The organism is Thiomonas sp. OC7 (assembly GCF_900634595.1).
Classification (GTDB): Bacteria; Pseudomonadota; Gammaproteobacteria; order Burkholderiales; family Burkholderiaceae_C; genus Thiomonas; species Thiomonas arsenitoxydans.
The window spans coordinates 1,747,908-1,769,498 of record NZ_LR131953.1; the positions used below are offsets into that span (position 1 = coordinate 1,747,908).

General features: G+C 63.1%; 26 protein-coding genes and 3 pseudogenes. 14 read left to right on the top strand and 15 right to left on the bottom strand.

What is annotated here, in order from left to right; all coding sequences use genetic code 11:
- The 4 genes and pseudogenes from BIO17B3_RS08450 to BIO17B3_RS19455 form a co-directional block, all read left to right on the top strand.
- Positions 1-378 (top strand): type II toxin-antitoxin system VapC family toxin (locus tag BIO17B3_RS08450; RefSeq protein WP_232054228.1); only part of this gene is annotated, 378 nt, incomplete at its 5' end.
- A gap of 219 nt (positions 379-597) precedes the next feature.
- A complete protein-coding gene (locus BIO17B3_RS08455) occupies positions 598-834 on the top strand; it encodes an addiction module antitoxin (protein WP_232054222.1) in 237 nt (78 codons plus the stop codon).
- A 4-nt stretch (positions 835-838) separates the two neighbouring features.
- Entirely contained in the window at positions 839-1,153 is a 315-nt protein-coding gene (locus BIO17B3_RS08460) for a type II toxin-antitoxin system RelE/ParE family toxin (RefSeq protein WP_156053697.1), read from the top strand.
- Positions 1,154-1,186: 33 nt separating this feature from the next.
- Positions 1,187-1,600 (top strand): annotated as a pseudogene (locus tag BIO17B3_RS19455) (hypothetical protein); the annotation flags it as partial.
- A gap of 28 nt (positions 1,601-1,628) precedes the next feature.
- Here the strand turns inward: BIO17B3_RS19455 and BIO17B3_RS08465 are convergent.
- Genes BIO17B3_RS08465 through ureE form a run of 4 tightly spaced genes read right to left on the bottom strand, consistent with a single transcriptional unit; the run spans position 1,629 to position 4,556 of the window.
- Complete coding sequence (locus BIO17B3_RS08465) at positions 1,629-2,645, bottom strand: HoxN/HupN/NixA family nickel/cobalt transporter (protein WP_156053742.1); 1,017 nt, start codon at positions 2,643-2,645, stop codon at positions 1,629-1,631.
- Between the two features lie 18 nt (positions 2,646-2,663).
- On the bottom strand, positions 2,664-3,341 hold the full coding sequence (gene ureG / locus BIO17B3_RS08470) for an urease accessory protein UreG (RefSeq protein ID WP_156053743.1): 678 nt from the start codon (positions 3,339-3,341) through the stop codon (positions 2,664-2,666).
- Positions 3,338-4,042, bottom strand: coding sequence for an urease accessory protein UreF (locus BIO17B3_RS08475; RefSeq protein ID WP_156055253.1), 705 nt, complete (start codon positions 4,040-4,042; stop codon positions 3,338-3,340). Before BIO17B3_RS08475 ends, ureG begins: the two co-directional genes overlap by 4 nt.
- The gene (gene ureE / locus BIO17B3_RS08480) at positions 4,032-4,556 is read right to left on the bottom strand and encodes an urease accessory protein UreE (RefSeq protein ID WP_156053744.1); all 525 of its coding nucleotides are present in this window, start codon (positions 4,554-4,556) and stop codon (positions 4,032-4,034) included. Before ureE ends, BIO17B3_RS08475 begins: the two co-directional genes overlap by 11 nt.
- A 101-nt stretch (positions 4,557-4,657) precedes the next feature.
- On the opposite strand from ureE, the gene BIO17B3_RS08485 reads away from it, so the two are divergent.
- Together BIO17B3_RS08485 and BIO17B3_RS08490 are read left to right on the top strand one after the other, a co-directional pair.
- Positions 4,658-4,882, top strand: coding sequence for an AbrB/MazE/SpoVT family DNA-binding domain-containing protein (locus tag BIO17B3_RS08485; protein WP_156053745.1), 225 nt, complete (start codon positions 4,658-4,660; stop codon positions 4,880-4,882).
- Positions 4,879-5,262, top strand: a complete 384-nt coding sequence (locus BIO17B3_RS08490; protein WP_156053746.1) for a type II toxin-antitoxin system death-on-curing family toxin — start codon at positions 4,879-4,881, stop codon at positions 5,260-5,262. The genes BIO17B3_RS08485 and BIO17B3_RS08490 overlap by 4 nt, the downstream gene beginning before the upstream one ends.
- 94 nt (positions 5,263-5,356) lie before the next feature.
- On the opposite strand, the gene BIO17B3_RS08495 is transcribed toward BIO17B3_RS08490, so the two are convergent.
- From BIO17B3_RS08495 to ureA, 4 genes are read right to left on the bottom strand one after another with little or no spacing between them, the layout of a single operon-like run.
- On the bottom strand, positions 5,357-5,989 hold the full coding sequence (locus BIO17B3_RS08495) for a LysE family translocator (protein WP_156053747.1): 633 nt from the start codon (positions 5,987-5,989) through the stop codon (positions 5,357-5,359).
- 23 nt (positions 5,990-6,012) lie between these two features.
- Positions 6,013-7,752 (bottom strand): urease subunit alpha, encoded by a 1,740-nt coding sequence (gene ureC / locus BIO17B3_RS08500; protein ID WP_156053748.1) that lies wholly within the window; start codon positions 7,750-7,752, stop codon positions 6,013-6,015.
- Positions 7,752-8,057 (bottom strand): urease subunit beta, encoded by a 306-nt coding sequence (locus BIO17B3_RS08505; RefSeq protein ID WP_013107406.1) that lies wholly within the window; start codon positions 8,055-8,057, stop codon positions 7,752-7,754. The genes ureC and BIO17B3_RS08505 overlap by 1 nt, the downstream gene beginning before the upstream one ends.
- 23 nt (positions 8,058-8,080) lie before the next feature.
- On the bottom strand, positions 8,081-8,383 hold the full coding sequence (gene ureA / locus BIO17B3_RS08510) for an urease subunit gamma (protein WP_013107407.1): 303 nt from the start codon (positions 8,381-8,383) through the stop codon (positions 8,081-8,083).
- 344 nt (positions 8,384-8,727) lie between these two features.
- On the opposite strand from ureA, the gene urtA reads away from it, so the two are divergent.
- The 8 genes from urtA (at position 8,728) to BIO17B3_RS08550 (ending at position 16,409) form a co-directional block, all read left to right on the top strand.
- Complete coding sequence (gene urtA / locus BIO17B3_RS08515) at positions 8,728-9,969, top strand: urea ABC transporter substrate-binding protein (RefSeq protein ID WP_156053749.1); 1,242 nt, start codon at positions 8,728-8,730, stop codon at positions 9,967-9,969.
- A 141-nt stretch (positions 9,970-10,110) separates the two neighbouring features.
- Entirely contained in the window at positions 10,111-11,751 is a 1,641-nt protein-coding gene (gene urtB / locus BIO17B3_RS08520; protein ID WP_232054229.1) for an urea ABC transporter permease subunit UrtB, read from the top strand.
- A 6-nt stretch (positions 11,752-11,757) separates the two neighbouring features.
- The gene (urtC, locus tag BIO17B3_RS08525) at positions 11,758-12,891 is read left to right on the top strand and encodes an urea ABC transporter permease subunit UrtC (protein WP_013107411.1); all 1,134 of its coding nucleotides are present in this window, start codon (positions 11,758-11,760) and stop codon (positions 12,889-12,891) included.
- Positions 12,884-13,732 carry an urea ABC transporter ATP-binding protein UrtD gene (urtD, locus tag BIO17B3_RS08530; RefSeq protein WP_156053750.1) on the top strand — a complete coding sequence of 283 codons (849 nt, stop codon included), beginning with the start codon at positions 12,884-12,886 and terminating at the stop codon, positions 13,730-13,732. Before urtC ends, urtD begins: the two co-directional genes overlap by 8 nt.
- 27 nt (positions 13,733-13,759) lie before the next feature.
- On the top strand, positions 13,760-14,452 hold the full coding sequence (urtE, locus tag BIO17B3_RS08535) for an urea ABC transporter ATP-binding subunit UrtE (protein WP_156053751.1): 693 nt from the start codon (positions 13,760-13,762) through the stop codon (positions 14,450-14,452).
- Positions 14,453-14,758: 306 nt separating this feature from the next.
- Positions 14,759-15,595, top strand: coding sequence for an urease accessory protein UreD (locus tag BIO17B3_RS08540; protein WP_013107414.1), 837 nt, complete (start codon positions 14,759-14,761; stop codon positions 15,593-15,595).
- Positions 15,596-15,792: 197 nt separating this feature from the next.
- Positions 15,793-16,062, top strand: coding sequence for a type II toxin-antitoxin system Phd/YefM family antitoxin (locus tag BIO17B3_RS08545; RefSeq protein WP_013107415.1), 270 nt, complete (start codon positions 15,793-15,795; stop codon positions 16,060-16,062).
- Positions 16,063-16,067: 5 nt separating this feature from the next.
- Complete coding sequence (locus BIO17B3_RS08550; protein ID WP_156053752.1) at positions 16,068-16,409, top strand: type II toxin-antitoxin system RelE/ParE family toxin; 342 nt, start codon at positions 16,068-16,070, stop codon at positions 16,407-16,409.
- Between the two features lie 72 nt (positions 16,410-16,481).
- Here BIO17B3_RS08550 and BIO17B3_RS19460 read toward each other — a convergent pair.
- From BIO17B3_RS19460 to ybiB, 7 genes and pseudogenes are all read right to left on the bottom strand, one after another.
- Positions 16,482-16,629 (bottom strand): annotated as a pseudogene (locus BIO17B3_RS19460) (IS5/IS1182 family transposase); the annotation flags it as partial.
- A gap of 158 nt (positions 16,630-16,787) precedes the next feature.
- A complete protein-coding gene (locus BIO17B3_RS08555; RefSeq protein WP_156053753.1) occupies positions 16,788-16,964 on the bottom strand; it encodes a hypothetical protein in 177 nt (58 codons plus the stop codon).
- Entirely contained in the window at positions 16,961-18,064 is a 1,104-nt protein-coding gene (locus BIO17B3_RS08560) for a hypothetical protein (protein WP_156053754.1), read from the bottom strand. Before BIO17B3_RS08560 ends, BIO17B3_RS08555 begins: the two co-directional genes overlap by 4 nt.
- 233 nt (positions 18,065-18,297) lie before the next feature.
- On the bottom strand, positions 18,298-18,642 hold the full coding sequence (locus BIO17B3_RS08565) for a hypothetical protein (RefSeq protein ID WP_013107418.1): 345 nt from the start codon (positions 18,640-18,642) through the stop codon (positions 18,298-18,300).
- Between the two features lie 74 nt (positions 18,643-18,716).
- A pseudogene (locus BIO17B3_RS08570) lies at positions 18,717-19,578 on the bottom strand (IS5-like element ISThsp21 family transposase).
- Positions 19,579-19,709: 131 nt separating this feature from the next.
- Entirely contained in the window at positions 19,710-20,534 is an 825-nt protein-coding gene (gene cobA / locus BIO17B3_RS08575) for a uroporphyrinogen-III C-methyltransferase (protein WP_156053755.1), read from the bottom strand.
- A complete protein-coding gene (gene ybiB / locus BIO17B3_RS08580; RefSeq protein ID WP_156053756.1) occupies positions 20,518-21,588 on the bottom strand; it encodes a DNA-binding protein YbiB in 1,071 nt (356 codons plus the stop codon). Before ybiB ends, cobA begins: the two co-directional genes overlap by 17 nt.
- Positions 21,589-21,591 lie beyond the last annotated feature (3 nt).

Genomic DNA, 21,591 nt, shown 5'->3' on the forward strand with positions numbered 1-21,591 from the left:
GACACCAATATATGTATTTATCTGATGAAGGAACAGCCCGAGCCGGTCATTCGACGGTTTTCGGCTTGCAAGCCCGGCGAGGTTGGGGTCAGCTCGATTACTTGGGCTGAGTTGTGTTGCGGTTTGGAGGTGCATAACAGCCCGCCCGAGTTGACCGCGCTGTCTAACAGCTTGGTCATCAATGATTTCGACGTGCAAGCGGCGGCTTTTTTTGGAAATCTCTCCCGGCAGTTTCCAGCCAGAAAAAACAGCCTCAACCGGATGATCGCTGCTCATGCCATCTCCTTGGGGATCACGTTAGTGACCAACAACGTCGCCGATTTTGCGCTTTACGCCGATGCCGGGCTGGTCGTCGAGAACTGGACGACTTCCGCCTGACGCAGAAGACTTGTGTTGTCGTTCCACTGCAGGGCACCGAACCTCGGCTGGGTCTGCTGTTGCTTTCTTCGGCGGATCGTTGATAACCAGACGCTTCCAACCGACCGGCGCGGGGCCAGGAGTGGCTTGCGGCATTCTTGCCGCCGTATTCATATTCATTTATATTGAATACACCAAAAATGACAGGAGCCAAGCATGTCCCGAACAACGACCACGACCATGACGGTGCGTCTCAGCGGGCCACTCAGTGAATTCGTCGCCACCAATGTGGGCGAGCAAGGTGATTATGAGAACATCAGCGAATACATGCGCGACCTGATCCGCCGTGACAAAGCGCGAAAAGAGCAGGAGGCTTTTGACCGGCTGAAGGCCGAGCTGGCCCATGCCTTCGCCGCCCCGGAGAACTCTTACCGCCCCCTATCTGCCGCCGAGGTGATCGCGCGCAACCGGGGCTGACGGCGTGGCCCAAATACGGCTTCAGGAAGCGGCGTCCTGGAGGCTCGACGAGATCTACCGCTACACGCGCGATCGCTGGGGTACGGAACAAGCCGACCGCTACATCAACGGGCTGTTCGAGGCTTTCGACGGCATCGATTCCCACCAGACCCATTCCAAGCCTATTCCCGCCGACTTTGGCATTGAAGGTTATTTTTTCCGCTACGAACGGCATTTTGTCTATTGGCGCCGCCTCTCGAATGGGGACATTGGCATCGTGACCCTCCTGCATGAGCGGATGCACCAGATCGACCGGTTCCGAGACGATTTCGGCTTGTAGTTGGACTGGGCGACAGAAATCAGCATCACCACAATGTGCCGAAATTCAAACTTGACGCTGCGTGCATCTCGTTTGCCACGGCTTAGTTGCCTATCGGTATGTGGCTTAAATCAGCATCGGCGCCAAGACGCTGGTCTCTGCCGGGCTCCTCACCGTGATCGGGCTGGTGAATCTGGCCCTGTCCCCCGTCTGCTGCGACTACTGCTGCCCGCGCGTCGCGGCGGGATGAGCCGCCTGTTTCACGCGGTTTATGCCCGCATCCGTGCGAGCTGGCAGATGCTACCGCTGGGTTTTCTGTTCGACCTGGGCTTCGACACCGCGACCGAAGTAGCGGTGCTCGGGCTGTCTGCCGCGTTTGCCCAGCACAGCCATTTTCCGGTGTGGGGCGTGCTGGTGTTTCCCCTGCTGTTTGCCGCAGGTATGAGTCTGATGGATACCCTGGACGGTCTGGCCATGCGTTCGTCCTGGCGCCTTTTTAGCGCGTGCGATAGTGCCGCCAGGCGAACGCCCAGATCGCCAACAGCAGTGCCGCCACGGCCAGTCCGAGCGTGGAGAAGTCAAGCGACCCCACAGTGGCCCACACGCCGCCGGAGGCGCCCGCATGCTCGCCGAACCATTGCAGCCACTCCACCCCGCCGATGACCAACGCGACCAATACCGACAGCCCGGTGATGACCACGTTGAAGCCCAGTTTGCGAGCGGCGTCCTGCATGGCCCAGTCGTAAACCTTGAGCATGGCCAGGCCGTCCAAGGTGTCCATCAGGCTCATACCTGCGGCAAACAGCAGGGGAAACACCAGTACGCCCCACACCGGAAAGTGGCTGTGCTGGGCGAATGCGGCAGAGAGCCCGAGCACCGCTACTTCGGTCGCGGTGTCGAAGCCCAGGCCGAACAGAAAACCCAGCGGCAGCATCTGCCAACTCGCGCGGATGCGGGCATAAACCGCGTGAAACAGGCGGCTCATTCCGCCGCGCTGCGCGAGCAAACCCTCCACGGCGGCTTGACTCACGACTTCGCCGCGACGCGCGGCCAGCAGCAGTCGCAGCAGACGGCGGAACAGGGCCAGATTCACCAGTCCGATCAGGGTGAGGAACCCGGCGGAGACCAGCGTGCCGATCACCCCCCCGGCCACCCCTGCAGACTGGATCAGCGTATGGGCATCGCGCGCCAGCAGCGCCACGACGACTGACAGCAGCACGACCACGCCGCTATGTCCGAGCGAGAAAAACAGCCCCACCGCCACCGGGCGCTGGCCGTCCTGGCGCAGCTTGCGGGTGACGTTGTCGATGGCGGCGATGTGGTCTGCATCGAAGGCGTGGCGCAGACCGAGAAAGTAGGCCAGCGCACCGATGCCCAGCAGCGCCGGATGGCCGGGCAGCAGCGCCAGCAGCCAACCCCACGCCGCGACATGCAGCGCCAGCAGGGTGAGGCCCGTGGCGGTGAGGGCGCGTCGGTCGAGTCGGCCCAAGCCCGGTCGGTTGGAGGTCTGCATGGCTGGAAGATGCAAGAGTCAGCCTGCCCGCAGCAAGCCCTTGTTTTCGATGAACTGCACCACGACGTCCAGCCCGTCCAAGGTCTTGAGGTTGGTCATGGCGTAGGGTTTGTTCGGGCGCATGCGATCGGTGTCGGCGCGCATCACGTCGAGGTTGGCGCCCACATGCGGAGCGAGGTCGGTTTTGTTGATGACAAACAGGTCGCTCTTGGTGATGCCGGGGCCGCCTTTGCGCGGAATTTTTTCGCCGCCGGCCACGTCGATGACGTAGATCGTCAGGTCGCTGAGTTCCGGGCTGAAGGTGGCGGCCAGGTTGTCACCGCCGCTTTCGATGAACACGATGTCGGCATTCGGAAATTGCTCCAGCATGCGGTCGACCGCTTCGAGATTGATCGAGGCATCTTCGCGGATGGCGGTGTGCGGGCAGCCGCCGGTCTCCACGCCCAGAATGCGCTCAGGTTCGAGCGCCCCCGCCACGGTGAGCAGGCGCTGGTCTTCCTTGGTGTAGATGTCGTTGGTCACCACGACGAGGTCGTAGCGGGCGCGCATCGCCTTGCACAGCATTTCAAGCAGAGTGGTCTTGCCCGATCCCACCGGGCCGCCGATGCCCACGCGCAGCGGCGGCAAGCGCTTGGTGCGATGGGGAATGTGATGCAGCGGCGAGGCGTTGGCCGCGGTGGAGGGGTGTGCGTTCATGATCGGAACAGTCGGGAATATTGTGTTTCGTGACGGCTGCTGAGAATGGCCAGCAGCGGAGAAAAACTCTGCCAGTCCTCCATGCGGTCTTGCAGGTTTCGTGCCTGCTCGACCGAAGCGGGAATGTCGGGCAGGAGCGCGGCCAGCAGGCGCTGCCCGCTGCTCTGCCCCAGCGGCACCACGCGCATCGCCGCCTGCACCTGGTTCTCCAGCCAGGAGAAGGCCAGGGCGTGCGCCATTTGTTCGGCTTCCAGCCCCAGCGCCAAGCCGCCCAAGGCAAAGGCCAGCGGCCAAGCGGGCGCGGGTTCGAGTTGGGCGGCAATCGGCAGCGCGGGATGGTCTGGGCGCAGATTGCGCAGCCACTCCAGCATGGAGCGGCCCATCTGCTGGCTTTGCTGGCGCAGCTCAAAGGTTTCGCGCGTGGCCAGCACCCAGGTCTGCACGGCGCGCAGCGCTGCGAGGTCTGCTGCAGACCAGGCCGCATGCGCGGCGCAGGCAGCCGGCAGTTCGCTGCGCGCAAGCGTGAGCTGCAACTGACCGCGCAGCCAGGCGAGCGTTTGCGCTTCGTCGGTGACGAAGCCCGCGTCCACAGCCGCTTCCAGCCCTTCGGAATAGCTGAACCCGCCCACCGGCAAGGCGGGGGAGGACAGCCACATCATTGCGAGTTGTGGGGCGGGGATGGCTTGCGGCTCAATGCCCATGGGAATGATCGTGATCGTGGCCGTGTCCGTGATCGTGCCCATGTTGTCCATGCCCGCCGCCCTCGCCATACGCCCCGGCCTCGGGCTCGAACGGGGCGAGCACTTCGGTGACGATCAGGTGCATGCGGCGCAGCATGTCGGCCAGCACCGGGTCGGGCTCGAATTGCAGACAGTCGGCCTGCACTTCGAGCTGCACATGCCGGTTGCCCAGGTGATACGCAGCACGCGGCAGATCGGTGGCCGTGCCATGCGCCGGGCAGGCGCGCACTTGCAGCACGGTTTGCGGCGCGGCTTGCACACGGATCATTGAGCCGTCTTCAGCCACCAGCATGTCGCCGCCGCGCAGCACCGTGCCGCGCGGCAGGAACACGGCGAGGTGACGACCGGCGCTGTCGTGCGCGTCAAAGCGGCTTTTGCTGCGCGTGTCCCAGTCCAGGCTGACCGTGACTGCGCGCTGTACCAGCGCAGCGGCCAAGCCGCGCGCGGCGGGAAGATGTTTGTTAACGGTGAGCATGAGGATTCGGAAGGAGAGGTTTGCAGAAATTCGGGCTGCCGCCTAATATAACAACCGTTATAACTTCATTGTCCGGCTGCACCAGTCGTCAGGAGAACAGCATGTCCGCCCTCAAACTCACCCAGATCGGCAATTCCGTTGGCGTCATTCTGCCCAAGGAACTCCTCGCCCGCCTCAAACTGGAAAAGGGCGACACGGTGTTCGTCACCGAAGCGGCGAATGGCGTCACCCTCACCCCTTACGACCCCGCGCTGGATGAGCAACTGCAACTGGGCCGCGAATTCATGCGCGAGTACCGCGACACTTTCCACCAACTCGCTAAATGAGCTGGCGTTTCATCGACCGGCGTGCGCTGCTGCTGTTGCACGACGAAAGCCTGGCCGAACACGGCGGCGCACCCGGCCTGCGCGATGAAGGCCTGCTCGAATCGGCGCTGGCTCGGCCCTTGAATCTGGTGGCCTACGGCGAGCCGGATGTGGCCGCGCTTGCCGCCGCATATGGGGTGGGCCTGGCGAAAAATCATGCTTTTGTCGACGGCAACAAGCGCGCGGCTTTTCTCGCAGTGGGCTTGTTTCTCGCCTTGAATGGTCAGCGCCTCGCCACGACACAAGCCGACGCCACGCTCACCATGCTCGCCGTCGCTTCTGGCGAGATGAGCGAAGACGCGTTTGCCGCGTGGATACGTGCACATTTGCAACCGCGCTAGGCGAAGGGATTGAGCACATCCATGTGGATGTCGGCAGCTGGAGATGACGCACCAATGGGATCAGGATCAGTGGACGCAGCGTTCGCAAACAAGCCTACCGGCGCGCCTCAGTGGCCACGCGCACGGCCAATGCGGCCAGCACCGTCCCCATCAGCCATCGTTGCACGGCGATCCACATTGGCCGCTGCGCCAGAAAACTGGCAATCGAACCGGCCGTGAGAACAATCAGCGCGTTCACCGCAAGGCTGATCACGATTTGTGTCATGCCCAGCGCCAACGACTGGCCGAGCACGGAGCCGTGCGCGGGGTCGATGAACTGCGGCAGGAGCGACAGATACAAGACGGCAATCTTGGGGTTCAGCAGATTGGTGACAAAGCCCATCGCGAACAGTTTGCGCGGTCGGTCCAGGGGCAGATCGCGAACCTGAAACGGCGACTGGCCGCCAGGCTTGACCGCCTGCCAGGCGAGATAAAGCAAATACAGCGCACCGCCGAAACGCAGCGCGTCATACGCATAGGGCACAGCCAGCACGAGCGCCGTAATGCCGAATGCTGCGCACAGCATGTAGAACACGAAACCAAGAGCCACTCCGCCCAGTGAGACGAGTCCGGCGCTGCGGCCCTGGGAGATCGAACGCGACAGCAGATAAATCATGTTCGGCCCTGGGGTGAGAACCATACCGAGCGATACCACAGCAAATGTGGCGAGGTGCGTCAAGGTTGGCATTCCTGTCTCCGTGGTTTTGGCAGTCAAAACAAATAATAGCGCTGAGCCATCGGCAACACGGTCGCCGGTTCGCAGGTGAGCAGTTGCCCGTCGGCGCGGACCTCGTAGGTCTGTGCGTCCACGTCCATCTTCGGTGTGTAGGCGTTGTGCACCATGTGGGCCTTTTTCACGCTGCGGCAGCCGCGCACGGCGGCGAGCGACTTGTGCAAGCCCAGACGCTGGCGGATGTCGTTGTCCAGCGCGGCCTGGGACACAAAGGTCAGCGAGGTGGCGGTGCGCGCGCCGCCGAAGGCGCCGAACATGGGGCGGGTGTGCACCGGCTGCGGCGTGGGAATGGAGGCGTTGGCGTCGCCCATGAGTGCGGCGGCGATGAAGCCACCTTTGAGAATCACGCTGGGCTTCACACCGAACCACGCCGGGCGCCATAGCACCAGATCGGCCCATTTGCCCGCTTCCACCGAGCCCACTTCGTGCGCGATGCCGTGCGCCAAAGCGGGGTTGAGGGTGTATTTGGCGATATAGCGCTTGGCGCGGAAGTTATCGTTGCGGTCATTGCCCTGGGCGCCACCCGAAGCCGGAGGCGCCAGCCAGCCGCGCTGCGCCTTCATCTTGTGCGCGGTCTGCCAAGTGCGCAGCGCCACTTCGCCCACGCGGCCCATGGCCTGGCTGTCGCTGGACATGATGCTGATGGCGCCCAGATCGTGCAGCACGTCTTCGGCGGCGATGGTCTCGCGGCGGATGCGGCTCTCGGCGAACGCCAGGTCTTCGGCGATGCCCGCGTCGAGGTGGTGGCACACCATGAGCATGTCGAGGTGCTCGTCGATGGTGTTGACGGTAAAGGGCCGGGTCGGATTGGTGGAGGACGGCAGCACATTGGCTTCGCCCAGCACGCGCAGGATGTCGGGCGCATGGCCACCGCCCGCGCCTTCGGTATGAAAGGTATGGATGGTGCGGCCTTTGAACGCGGCAATGGTGTCTTCGACGAAACCGCTCTCGTTAAGCGTGTCGGTGTGGATGGCTACCTGCACATCGGTCTCTTCTGCCACCGAAAGGCAACAGTCGATCGCCGACGGCGTGGTGCCCCAGTCTTCGTGCAGCTTCAGGCCGATGGCGCCGGCCTCGATCTGCTCGCGCAGCGCCGCGGGCTGGCTGGCGTTGCCCTTGCCGAGAAAGCCGAGGTTCATCGGGAACGCATCGGCCGCCTGCAACATGCGGGCGATGTTTTCCGGCCCCGGCGTGCAGGTGGTGGCGTTGGTGCCAGTGGCCGGGCCGGTGCCGCCGCCCAGCATGGTGGTGACGCCGCTCATCAGCGCCTCTTCGATCTGCTGCGGGCAGATGAAGTGGATATGGCTGTCGATGCCGCCTGCGGTGAGGATCATGCCTTCGCCCGCGAGGATTTCGGTGCCCGGGCCGATGATGATGTCCACGCCCGGCTGCACGTCCGGATTGCCCGCCTTGCCGATGGCGGCGATGCGCTGGCCATGAATGCCGACGTCCGCCTTGACGATGCCCCAGTGGTCGAGGATGAGCGCATTGGTGATGACCAGATCCATCGCCCCTTCGGCGCGGGTGCGCTGGCTCTGGCCCATGCCGTCGCGGATGGTTTTGCCGCCGCCGAACTTCACTTCTTCGCCATAGCCTCCGGCGCGCAGGGTGTAGTCGTCTTCCACTTCGATGAGCAGGTCGGTGTCGGCCAGGCGCACGCGGTCGCCGGTGGTGGGGCCAAACATCTCGGCATAGGCGCGGCGTGAGATCGTGGCCATCACAGCGCTCCCATCACGTCTTGCCGGAAACCGATGACCACGCGCTCGCCCGCGAAGGCCACCAGCTCCACCGTGCGTTGCTGCCCCGGCTCGAAGCGCACCGCGGTACCGCTGGCGATGTGCAGCCGCATGCCGCGCGCGGCTGCGCGGTCAAAGCGCAGCGCCGGATTGGTTTCCGCAAAGTGATAGTGCGAGCCGACCTGAATGGGCCGGTCGCCCGCGTTTTCCACCACCACGCTCAAGGTGGCGCGGCCGGGGTTGAGAGCGAGGTCGCCCTCGGCACAAAGGATTTCTCCAGGAATCATTGAAACGCTCCAGATTGGGGGATTCACGCAATGGGCTGGTGCACGGTCACGAGCTTGGTGCCGTCGGGGAAGGTGGCTTCCACCTGAATGTCGGGGATGAGTTCGGCCACGCCGTCCATCACCTCGTCGCGGCTGAGCAGGGTGCGGCCAAAGCTCATCAGCTCGGCCACGGTGCGGCCGTCGCGCGCGCCTTCCATCACCGCGGCGGTGATGTAGGCAATGGCCTCGGGCACGTTGAGCTTGAGTCCGCGCGCCTTGCGGCGCTCGGCCAGCAGCGCGGCGGTGAAGATCAGCAGCTTGTCTTTTTCGCGGGGGGTGAGGTCCATGGGGCGGCGGATGGAATGGGAATCGTGAGGTGAGCTTAACGCGAGGCCACATCGAAAGCGCAGGCCGGTGCTGCAGCAAAAAGCAGACCTGCCGCCCCTGCTGGAACGGTGTGGGTCTCCGTTTGCCCCGGTTTGGTGCGAACGCACCAAAGACGATCGAGCTGATGCGCGCGGTGGTGCCTCAAAACAGATTGTGGGGCGCGTTCAGGCCCGCGCGGCGCAAGTTCGGGCCAAGTGTCATCGAACTGTCACCCCGTGCTGAGGGGGGCAGACAAAACCGTGGCACGCGACTTGCACAACACAGCGTGTCGCACCCCACCACAACCTCTGGAGGAATTTCCAACATGGATCGTCGTACCGCACTCAAGACCGTTGGCGGCGCAGTTGCCGCAGCGGCGGCCAGCACGCTGTCTTTCCCCGCCATTGCTGCGAGCAAGGCGCCGATCAAGGTCGGCATCCTGCATTCGCTCTCGGGCACCATGGCCATTTCCGAAACCGCGTTGAAGGACGTGGACCTGATGACCATTGCCGAGATCAATGCCGCAGGCGGCGTGGACGGCCACATGATCGAGCCCGTGGTGGTCGACCCCGCTTCGAACTGGCCGCTGTTCGCCGAGAAGGCGCGCCAGCTCATCAGCCAGGACAAGGTGGCGGCCATCTTCGGCTGCTGGACCTCGGTGTCGCGCAAGTCGGTGCTGCCGGTGCTCGACGAGCTCAACGGCCTGCTGTTCTACCCGGTGCAGTTTGAAGGCCAGGAGCAAAACAAGCATGTGGTCTACACGGGTGCTGCGCCCAACCAGCAAGCCATTCCAGCCACTGAATACCTCATGAGCAAGGACGGCGGCGGCGCCAAGCGCTTCTTCCTACTGGGCACCGACTATGTGTACCCCCGCACGACCAACGCCATCCTGCGCGGCTTCCTGCATTCCAAGGGCGTGAAGGATGTGGACATCGCCGAGGTCTATACGCCGTTTGGCTTCAGCAACTATCAGAACATCGTGGCCGACATCAAGAAGTTCGCCTCGGCCGGTCCGACCTGCGTGATCTCCACCGTGAATGGCGACTCCAACGTGCCGTTCTACAAGGAGCTGGGCAACCAGGGCATCAAGGCCACCGACATTCCGGTGGTCGGCTTCTCCATCGCTGAGCAGGAAATTGCGGGCATGGACATCAAGCCCCTGGTCGGCCAGCTCACCGCGTGGAACTACTTCGAGAGTCTGAAAAATCCGCGCAATGCCAAGTTCGTCAAGTCGTGGCAAGACTGGGTGAAAAAGGAAAAGCTGAAAGACTATCCGGTCACCGACGACCCGATGGAAGCCTCCTACATCGGCATCCATCTGTGGAAGCAGGCCGTCGAGAAGGCCAAGTCCACCAAGACCGATGAAGTGCGCAAGGCGCTGATCGGTCAGAAGTTCGCCGCCCCTGATGGCTATACCGTAGAAGTGCTGGAGAACCAGTATCTGAGCAAGCCGGTGTTCATCGGCCAGATTAACGACAAGGCGCAGTTCGACGTGGTGTGGAAGTCCAAGGGTCTGGTTCCGGGCGAGTCCTGGAGTCCCTACATCCCCAAACCGAAAAACGCCTGATCGTTCGGCAACGCAAACACTCCCCCTCCCAACCTCCCCCACGCCGTGGGGAAGGGGCGATCACTCCCTCTCCGCTCGCGGGGAGGGTTGGGGTGGGGAGTCTTTTGAACGCATCGATCCTTCTCTGTCAACTTCACGACCATGACCTCTACGCGCTCTTTGTGGGACCGACCCGGCGCATGGCTGCGCATGGCGCTCGGCCTGGTGTTGTTCGGTTTACTGCTCGGCCTGACGCCACCAGCCCATGCCCTGACCCCGCAGGAAGCGCTGGCCATTTCCAGCGGCGACACCGACGCCCGCATCGCCGCCCTGCACAAGGCCGTGGCCAAGCCCGATCCGCAACTCGCCGACTTCCTGCGCAAACTGCTCAACGGCGACGTGCAGATCGATGGCGACATGGTGCAGGTGCAAAAAGGCAATGAATGGATCGACCTGGCCACCGGCAAAGCCGTCACCCCCAGCGACAACGCGCAGGGCGTGGTCAACAACAACTATGTGCGCAAGGAGCTGCAGTCGGCCCGCGCCGCGCTCGATCTGTTTTCGCCGCAGCGCGCACAGCGGCTCAAGGCCGTGCAGCAACTGCAGGACGATCCCACCTCGGTCGATCGCGGCCTGGTGGACCAGGCGCTGAAAACCGAGAAAGACCCGGAGATCGTGCAGCGGCTGCAACTGCTGCACGCCGCCATTCTGCTCACCAGCGCCAGCGCCGCCGACCGTCTGGCCGCGGCCAAACAACTGGCGGCCAGCAACTACCCCGCGGTGCGCGCCCTGCTGCTCTCGCGGTTAGACAAGAAAGACGGCGCCTACATTGAATCGTCTCCGCTGGTTCGCTCGCAAATCGAAAAAAGCCTCTCCGAGATCGACAGCCGCCTGGCCTGGGGCGAGCGGCTGGGCACGCTGTTCTCGGGCATCAGCCTGGGCAGCATCCTGCTGCTGGCCGCGCTGGGCCTGGCCGTCACCTACGGCCTGATGGGCGTGATCAATATGGCGCAGGGCGAGTTCATCATGATCGGCGCCTACGCCACTTATGTGATGCAGAGCCTGTTCCAGCACTATTTGCCGGGCTATGTGCATTACGCGCTGATCGCTGCGGTGCCGTTCTCCTTCGTCGTGGCGGGGGGCATTGGCATGCTCATCGAGCGCACCATCATCCGCCGCCTGTACGGGCGGCCGCTCGAAACCCTGCTGGCCACCTGGGGCATCAGCCTAGTGCTGATCCAGGCGGTGCGCAGCCTGTTCGGGCCGCAGAACGTGCAGGTGGACAACCCGCCGTGGATGTCGGGCGGCTTCAACATCATGGCCAATCTCATCCTGCCCTACAACCGCATGGTGATCATCGCTTTCACCGTGGTGGTGCTGCTGGGCATGTGGCTGCTCATCAGCCGCACGCGCCTGGGCTTGTTCGTGCGCGCGGTCACGCAGAACCGGCCCATGGCCTCCTGCGTGGGGGTGCGCATCGCGCGGGTGGACATGCTGGCCTTCGGCCTCGGCACCGGCATCGCGGGTCTGGCGGGCTGCGCGCTCAGCCAGATCGGCAACGTCAGCCCGGAGATGGGCACGGGCTATATCGTCGACTGCTTCATGGTGGTGGTGCTGGGCGGCGTGGGCCAGCTCACCGGCACAGTGGCTGCGGCCATGAGCCTGGGCGTGGCCAACACCTTGCTCGAAGGCGTGGCCGGTGCGGTGCTGGCGAAGATCGCGGTGCTGGTCGCCATCATCCTGTTCATTCAGAAGCGCCCGCAGGGCATGTTCGCCCTCAAGGGCCGCAGCGTGGAAAGCTGATATCCAATGGCCGCCATCCTCAACGAATCCGGCACGCTGGTGCCGCCGCCGCGGGTGCAACTGCAGTCGCCCACGGCCTTTCTGCCGCTGTGGGGCTGGGCTGCGCTGATCGGCTTTCTGCTGATCGCCGCCGTGCTGGTGCCGCTGCTGGCGCTGGCTCTGCCGCAGGGCAGCAGCCTGCATCTATCGCAATACTGGGTCGGGCTGTCGGGCAAGATTCTTTGCTACGCCATGGTGGCGCTGGCGATGGATCTGGTCTGGGGCTACGCCGGCATTCTGTCGCTGGGCCACGGCCTGTTCTTCGCTCTGGGCGGCTATGCCATGGGCATGTACCTTAACCGGGCGATGAATGCGGCCAGCGGCAATCTGCCCGACTTCATGCAGTTCATGCAGTGGACGCATTTCCCCTGGTACTGGGTGGGCACCGAACATTTCGCCTGGGCGCTGTTTCTCGCGGTGGCAGCTCCTGGCCTGCTGGCCTTCATATTCGGCTTCTTCGCCTTCCGCTCGCGCATCAAGGGGGTGTATTTCTCCATCATCACCCAGGCGCTCACCTATGCGGCCATGCTGCTGTTCTTCCGCAACGAAACCGGCTTCGGCGGCAATAACGGCCTCACCGACTTCAAGGTGCTGCTGGGCTTTCCCATGGGCACGGCGGGCATGACGGTGTCGCTGTTCGTCGCCAGCAGCCTCACCCTGGTGTTGATGTTTCTCTTTTCGCGCTGGCTGGTGCGCAGCAAGTTCGGCCGCGTGCTCACCGCCGTGCGCGATGCGGAGAGTCGCGTGATGTTCTGCGGCTACAACCCGCTGTGGTTCAAGCTCGGAGTGTGGACGATTTCGGCCATGATGTGCGGCATTGCGGGCGCGCTGTATGCGCCGCAGGTGGGCATCATCAACCCCAGCGAAATGTCCACCTCCAACTCGATCGAGATCGCCATCTGGACGGCCATCGGCGGGCGCGGCACGCTCATCGGCCCCATCGTCGGCGCAGTGCTCGTGAACGTTGCCAAGAGCTGGCTGACCGTGGCCATGCCGCAAGTCTGGCTGTATGTGCTGGGCGGGCTGTTCATCGTGGTCACGCTGTATGCGCCATATGGCATCGTCGGCCTGCTCAAGCAGTGGAGGGCGCGCCGTGGCTAATCTTGACTGGCGGGAGATCGTGTACCAGGAGCCGCAGCCCGAACTCAGCGGTGATGCCACCGCGGGCTACGGCCACGTCATGCAGCCCGGCGTGGATCTGAGCCACGGCGTAGCCCTTTATCTCGACGACATCAGCGTGAGCTTCGACGGCTTTCGCGCCCTCAACAAACTCAGCCTCTCGCTCGACGTGGGCGAGCTGCGCTGCATCATCGGACCCAATGGCGCGGGCAAGACCACCATGATGGACGTCATCACCGGCAAGACGCGGCCCGACTCGGGCACCGCCTTTTTCGGCCAGACCATCGACCTGCTCAAGCTGCGCGAGGCCGAGGTGGTGGCCGCCGGGGTAGGCCGCAAGTTCCAGAAGCCCACCGTGTTTGAAGACCTCAGCGTGCAGGACAACCTGGAGCTGGCCCTCAAGTCGGACAAGCGCGCGCGCAACACCCTGTTCTTCCGCCTGAGCGCGGCGCAGCGCCAGCGGGTGGAAGAAGTGCTGGAACAAATTCGCCTGCACGACCAGGCTGCACGCCGCGCCGGTGACCTGTCGCACGGCCAAAAGCAATGGCTGGAAATCGGCATGCTGCTGATGCTTGAACCGCAACTGCTGCTGCTTGACGAGCCCGTGGCCGGCATGACCGACTTCGAGACCGACCGCACCGCCGAACTGTTCATCTCACTGGCGGGTAAGCACACCCTCATGGTGGTGGAGCACGACATGGAGTTCGTGCGCAAGATCGCCCACAAAGTCACCGTGCTGCACGAAGGCAGCGTGCTCGCCGAAGGCAGCCTGGAGCAGGTGCAGGCCGATGAGCGCGTGGTCGAGGTCTATCTTGGACGCTGAATCTGGACGCTGAACCAGCCACACACCATGCTCAACATCGACACGGTCAACCAGTACTACGGCGGCAGCCACATCCTGCGCAACGTCAGCCTGCGCCTTGAAAAAGGCCAGGTGCTCACCCTGCTCGGCCGCAATGGTGTGGGCAAGACCACGCTGCTCAAATCTCTCATGGGGTTGGTGCCGATCAAGAGCGGCAGCATCACCCTCGATGGCGCGCGCATCGACCCCCTGCGCCCGGACGCCCGCGCCCGGCTGGGTATCGGCTATGTGCCGCAGGGCCGAGAAATTTTCCCCCGCCTCAGCGTCGAAGAAAACCTGCACATGGGCCTGGCCTACAAGCCCGGTGCCGCCACCGTGCCGCAAGAACTGTTCGAACTGTTCCCCGTGCTCAAGCAGATGCTGCACCGCCGTGGCGGCGACCTTTCCGGCGGCCAGCAACAACAGCTCGCCATCGCCCGGGCGCTGGCCGCAGGCCCCAAGCTTCTCATCCTCGACGAACCCACCGAAGGCATCCAGCCCTCGATCATCAAGGACATCGAGCGCGTCATCCGCATGCTTGCCCAGCGCGGTGACATGGCCATTCTGCTCGTCGAGCAGTACTACGACTTCGCCAAATCACTGGCCGACACCTATTGCGTCATGTCGCGCGGCGAAATCATCAAGTCCGGCCAGGGCGCCGATATGGACGTTGACGGTGTCCGTGATCTGATCGCGGTTTGAGGGTGTGCGACAGCCCACCGCACTACACGCGCATCGACCGAGCTGTGGGCTGGCCTGTCCAGCTCGCGTCCACTTTCAGCACAAGGGTGTGGATTACCGTGGTGCAGACGTCCACATAGCTCACTCGGTCTGACCGAGACCATCCTGAACGCGGCCTACTCTCTCCAGCCCTCAACGAGTGGGCGAAGGAGAAATGGTCTTTGAATTTTGCAGGGCCGACCAAGACATATCGGGTCTCTGTTACAAAGCCAATCTGCATTGTGTGATGCTGCTAGACGATATTGTTCGACTTTCTCCTGTTCATACATGACGCCTTGGCACTCCCGCTTGCAATTGCGGTTCTCCGCCGAACCGGCGCGCACGGTGCTGCGCCACCAACACGAGGGCGGCCTGCGCGCGCTGGCCAGCCACTATCCCGAAGACCCTCAAATCTGCCATCAGGTGCTGGTGCACCCGCCGGGCGGGTTGGTGGGCGGCGACATTCTGGACATCGACCTGTCGGTGCAAGAAGGCGCGCATGCGTTGGTCACCACGCCGGGGGCAGGACGTTTCTATCGCAGCACCGGCGCGCCTGCGCGGCAGACCCTGGAAGCCCGGCTGGCGCCGGGCGCAAGGCTGGAATGGCTGCCGCTTGAGACCCTGGCCTACAACGACTGCCTGGGCGAGAACCGCAGCCGCTTTCACCTCGCGCCGGGCGCCGAGCTGATGGCCTGGGATCTGCTCGCGCTTGGTCTGCCTGCGGCAGACGCCGCGTTCCGCTCCGGCCGCTTCACCCAGCACATCGAGCTGCCCGGCATCTGGTTGGAGCGCGGTTGCATCGCGGGTGACGACGACGCGCTGCTGCATGGGCCGGGCGGTTTGCGCGGCCATACCGCGCTGGCCACCCTGTTCTTCGCCGCGGGCAGCCCGCTGGCCTCGCCACGCCGTGAGGCGCTGCTCGATGTGGCGCGGCAGGCGGCCGATGACGCGCAGCAGGCCAGCGTACTTTTTGGCGCTACCGCACCGCATGCGCAGATCGTTGCCTTGCGGGTGCTCGGGCATCGCATCGAGCCGGTGGCGGCGCTGTGCCGCGCGGTGTGGGCTGCTTGGCGGCAGACGGGGTGGGGTGTGGAAGACTGCGCGCCGCGCGTTTGGTCGACTTGACAACCCGTTCAAGGTTGGCGCCGCGCGCAGGTCGTTTGCCATGGATGGGACGTAGGGAAAGAGAAATGCCCCGCCCCCCGGCCTAGGATCACCACAGCGGAAAAGGACACCGGGATCGTTTGTCGCTTAACGCATCCACATCTCCATGGAACCATAAAAAGACTATATTAAGTCTTTTCCAAGTCTGGAGCATAGCCATGCGCTACTCGTCACAAATCAAGCCCATCAGCTATCTCAAAGCCAACGCGGCTGAGGTTTTAACGCGCCTCGCGCAGCAGCGTGAACCGATGGTCATCACCCAAAACGGCGAGGCCAAGGCGGTTCTGCAGGACGTCGCATCGTTCGAAGAAACGCAAGAAACGCTGGCCCTGTTAAAAATCCTGGCGCTTGGCAATCAGGATGTCGTTGCTGGCAAGGTCACACCTGTAGCTGACGTCGTTTCCCGCCTTCGCGCCAAACGCGCCTGAGTCTGATGGCCGACACGCCGACCCAGTTTGAAGTCCTGCTCACTGAGGGCGCGGAACAGGATTTGGAGGCCATCCTCGATTACATCTCCGTACTGGATTGCGTCGCCAACGCCAATCAGGTGTTGGATGACTTGATGGGTGTTGTGCAGAGCCTGTCGAGATTCCCCGAACGCGGCAGCTATCCGAAAGAGCTACTCGGTCTTGGAATCAAGGAATACCGTCAGACCTTTCTCAAGCCGTACCGCGTGGTCTATCGTGTCACAGGCCGCCAAGTCATCATTTACTTGATAGCGGACGGACGCCGTGACCTGCAAACCGTGCTTGCTCGCCGCCTGTTGGGCGCTTGACCCGAAGATAGCAAACCGAGCCGACGCCCGTAAGCTCGACAGGCCAGTCCAAGCGGATTTCCGCTAATTTTGGCGTTGAAGTGAGGGCTGCCGCCTTAAGCTGCTCGCACCTGCTTGGGCGGGCAAGCGCATGCCGTCGTGGTTCACCCGGTCATGCTGACCAAAGACCCTGCGACAACAACGCCGCCACGGTGCGGGTGAGTTGATCGTCCGCCAACTGGCCTGTTAGCCGCTTTGGAGGCGGCAGCCAATGTCATGACCGTGTCCATTCTGGTGAAGAGTGGGCCAAAGACGGCAATGACGCTGTGAGTCGCCGGGGATTTGGACGGTCGCCTCCGCTGTCGCGCTCTCGTGGACTGCCTGCCGTCCGCGCCCCGGTCAACGGCTGCCCACCAGATCCACAGCGCCCATGATCGAAGCGGACTTCCTGTTCGTTGATGCCTGTTTCACCGCCGTCTCACGACGATGGCAGTATCTTCCTCTGCGCAGCTCGCCGTAAAAGGTGAAGCGTTCAAAGGCCCCAGGCACCCGTTCAGCTTGCGCAGGGGTGTTCATCGACGTCGGCGGCGGGGACTCAGCTCCTGGGCGAGGAAGTCTTCGAGCGCAGCCAATGCCTCATCCCAGCTCTCCTCGGCCAGTGCTTGGCTGGAACGCTCTTGCTCACGCAGCCAGGATTTCATGAAGCGCACCTCGGCTTTGCGCGAAAGCACCGATTTCAGTTCGCCCTCGACCATCTCCAGGGCGTCGAGTTCCTGTTCGATCAGAGTGTCGATCGCGCGGGGATCAAGCTTTCCAGCGGATGCGGCGAAGGGCATGTTGATCCGCAGATCCTGCTCGATCAGGGTGATCTCATCCTCCAGGTCGGCAAGCTGGGCTTTGAGCGCCCGGACATAGTCCTTGACCTGCGCGTCGGCCAGAGACGAAAGGTGGGCGGCGTCGACCATGGCGATTTCAAGTTGCAGGCCGAGCAAGGCAAGGAGATCGCCGTTTTTGTAGGACTGATTGGCGCGCTGCAGCAGGGCGGTCTTGCGCGCACGCTCTTCGGGGTCAGACTCGCGGTCAGGATGCAGCGCGCTGGCGAGTTTTCGGTAGATGATGCGCAGGGACGGGGTTTGGGCGTCTCGCGGCCGCTTCTCCACGTCGATCTGATGCCGTCGGTGAAATCCGGCGCTGTCGTCAGCCTCCGCATCGAAGCCATCGACCTCAGGCGCGTCGGCATCCTGAGCTTCAGCTTGACTGAACTCGTCGAAGCCAAACAGGTCACCCATCCCAGATTCGCGTTCCTCACGCGCCGGTGCACGCTGCCGGTTCAGGATCGCCTCGATATCCGCGTCGTGCTGAATGCTCAGGCAGGCATGCGCAAGTACCTCGATCATGGCGCGCAGGCGCTTGTGGTCAGTTTTGTTGTACCAGGGATCAGCTTGCATGACGTCCAGGGCCAGCAAGAGTTCTTTGCGCATCGCGTTGAGATTGCGCATCTTGGGGTCGATCTGCGCAGCCTGTGCCTGGGCCGCACGCTGCATCGCATCGTGCCATTGCTGAAGACGATTGCGGGCGCGGTGAATCTTGCCGACCAGGGTGTTGAAAGCCTTTTGCTGTTTGCTCAGCGGCTTGCCAGAAACAAGGGGCTGCAGGGTGATCGCGGGGACGGACATGGGAACAATCGATTATGGCTGGGTGGCGTCGGCGGTCGTTCAAGGCGGTGGGCGACTTATCCAGAGCGTTGTCGACGCTTGCGGCGAACCGAGCAAGGCGGCGGACAAAGCGGCCTGATACTACCCGATGGCCTGCATGAACCGATGCGCATGGGTCGAACGATGGAATGGCCAGAGCCGCCAACCCCGCATAACTTTCAGAAGTGGGGCAATTTTCCTTCGGCACGAACACTTCAAACCGCTCCGGCTTCGGCCTGAATAGGTTGCGGCGGCTGTGCGGAGTCGTCGTCTGCCCGCAGGAAAGTGAGTAGCCCGAATGACGCCAAGGCCAGACCCGGCAGCACCAGAACCAGCAGTGCTTCTCGCAAGGCAAGCCGTTCGGCCAGCCACCCTGCACCCAGCGCCAGGGTGGACTGCACGAGCAGCACCAACTGCGCGCCCCTCACACTGATCGCCGCGGTCTCCTCGGGGCTGAATCGGCGAAGCCGCGCGGTGTAAGCGATGTTGAACACCATGCTCGAACAGGTGTGCGCTAGTGCAACCGCCGCAAGCACTAGCGCGAAGCTGTGCGTGGACATGACAAGCACGTAGTGTGAACAGACGCACATCAACCCGCGTTTCGCAGTGGGTTGTGCAGATCTTTCCTAAGAATCTATCCGTAAATAATATTGACCTGGAGCGGCACCTTCCGGAACGCAATGATCGCTGCGGCGAGGTGGTTGAGCGCGACGAAACTGCGCTCGAGCTTCTCGTAACGCACCAGCAGCTTGCGCAACCGGTTGAACCAGCTATGGCAGACCTCGACGACCCAACGTCGCGCCTTCTTCGTCGGGTCACGCCGCTTGATGTCTGCCTCTTTGCGGCGGCTGACGACGTGGGCGATGTTGTCATGCTTTTCGATGGTGCGAGCGTTGTCGGCACCGCGATAGCCGGCGTCTGCGCACAGGTGCATGTGGCGCCGCGACGGTGGGCTCTCGCGCTTGACCATGATCGCGCTCAGCACCTCGTCCAGGCGCTTGCAGTCATTGACGTTCGCCCCGGTCACGATGAGCAACAACGGGACGCCACGGCCGTCCACCAGCAGGTGACGCTTGCTCCCATTTTTTCCCCCGATCCGTCGGGTTTGGCCCGACGGATTGCTGTGCCAGCGGCGCACGCGTCATCGCGCCGTCCACGCTCTGCCATCGCCACGCAATGCCTTGCATGTCGTCGTACTCGGCCAAGCCGGCCTTCCACAGCGCCTCGAAGAAACCTGCCTTTTCCCACTCCAGGAAGCGCTTGTGCACGGCGCTGGCACTGCCAAATCGCTCCTTGGGCAACGCCTTCCACTGACAGCCCGTGCGCAGCACGTACACAATCGCCTCAAACACCTGCCGCGCTGGCTTCGGCGGTCGCCCCGCCCCGGGCCTGCGCTAATACACCCTGTCGACCGGCGCGACCCGCTGTGGAACCAAAGGCTCCGCCCGTTGCCAGAATGCATCCGTCACGACCCACGACTCCGCTCGCTTGGCCAATGCATTGCTCCGACGCCGCGAATCTCGCGACTCGGAGTGCCATTTTATCTATTTACGGATAAGTTCTAAGTCGAACAGGGGTAAGGTTAATTCCCAAATAGCATTGGCCCGTTGCTGGTTCTGCCTTACGTTCAAGCGGCCACATGTTGACGCACATGTTCTTCAGCATGCACGGCATTCTCAGACCAGGACGAGTTTTTGGGCGTGTGCAATAGCTGCACAGCTTCCCGCATGGCTTGCCCAATGAGCATCACGCAGGGGGAGCCTACTTCCTTGGTTTGAATGGTGTTGCAGAGGTCGGCTAGACGGGTAGCGACGAGGCGCTCCTCTGTGCAACTGACAGCATGAACCAGCATCGCAGGTGTTTCGGGTGGAAGCCCCCCCTGCAGCAGTCCCGCTTCGATGGATGAGGCTTCGGCGACTCCCATGTAGATGGCTAGGGTCAGACCTGATTGGGCAAGTGCCGCCCAGCGCAGTGGGCTGCCATCCGGTTGACGGTGGCCGGTGATGAATGCCACACCCGGTGCATGGTGTCGATGGGTAAGGGATGTGCGCGCTGCCGCTGCTGCCGCCACGCCGGCCGTGATGCCAGGAACGACCTCAACTTGGAGACCGACTGCGTGCAAGGCTGCAATTTCTTCTCCTGCCCGACCAAAAACCAGTGGATCACCTCCTTTGAGGCGTACGACACGCTCGCCACGAAGGGCCTCATACACCATGAGCCGTTCGATGAAGCTTTGCGGTGTGCTGGCACACCCGCCACGCTTGCCTACTGAAACGATGCGGCAGTCCGCCGCGAGATGTTTCAGACAGCCGGGATTGACCAGATCGTCGACCAGGGCCACTGTGGCCTGCTGCAGCACGCGTGCTGCCTTGAGGGTGAGCAACTCCGGATCGCCCGGACCTGCGCCGACGAGGTGGACTGTGAATCGAGAAGGGTCAGCGGGCTTGAGCATGAGGGGCCTCCGCGCGTGAGCAGGTCAGTGGAGTGGCAATCGCTAACGCGTTGGCACGCGTGCTAGCGTCGGCCATGATGGCCTCGCACATGTTGAGGATGCTGGCTATCTGTCGCGCCAAGGGCTCAGGCGGCAGCAAATAGCCGTCGAGCACGGCATGTGTCCAGTCCGCGCTGGCGTTCAGATCGAGTCCATCGGGCATATGCGGGCAAGGAGTGAACGGCGCACCGGCAGGCCACTTTTGCACTGCGCCATCGGCATACAGGCTCAGACGCTCCGTGTCACGGTTGGGATGGCCCACGGCCTCGCCCTCGCAGCCTCGAAGCAGCAAGGCGGGCTGCCGCAAGGCAAGCAAAACCTCTTGCATTAGCTGCGCATACTCCGGATGGGTGTAGGCCGTCACGAGCAGGCTGGGTGACTGCAAAGGATTGAGCATCTTGACTACGGAGTGACCGCCGTTGCGCACGCCGAGCACGTTGCGCCATTGCAGCAATCGGTGCAGCTCTGGGCTGAGGGTGTTCAGCGGCAGCAGCACGGCTTCGTTTTGTTCGAGCCACTGTTGCGCCTGCTCGACACCCGAGGCGACATGCATACCCAGCGCTTTCCACAGGGGTTCGGTGGGCAGGCGTCCGTGCTCAGTGGAGGGGGCGTCAATCACCAGAACGGGAAAATCTTGTTCGCGCAGGAGTGCGGCGAGCAAGGGGACCTGGTTGGGCAAACGGCGAGCGCCGTTCGCGCTGGGAATGACCACGACGGGACGCGCGGTGCGCACCACCATGGGGGCGATGGTCTGCTGCACGGCCCGGGTGAAACCTTCAAGTTCTTCGGCGCTCTCGCCCTTCATGCGCAAGGCCAGCAGGAGGCCGCCAATCTGGGCGTCAGAGACTTCACGCCGCAGCAGCCAGCCCATCAGAACGCGGGCTTGTTCGCGGCTCAGATTGTGGCTGCCGTCCGCGCCGCGACCGATGGTGCGAAGCATTGACAAAGCCTCGGGATTGAATCGGCCCGGGCCGGTCTCAAGTGCTATGGGAAGCTGGGAAGCGGGGTTGAACATGGC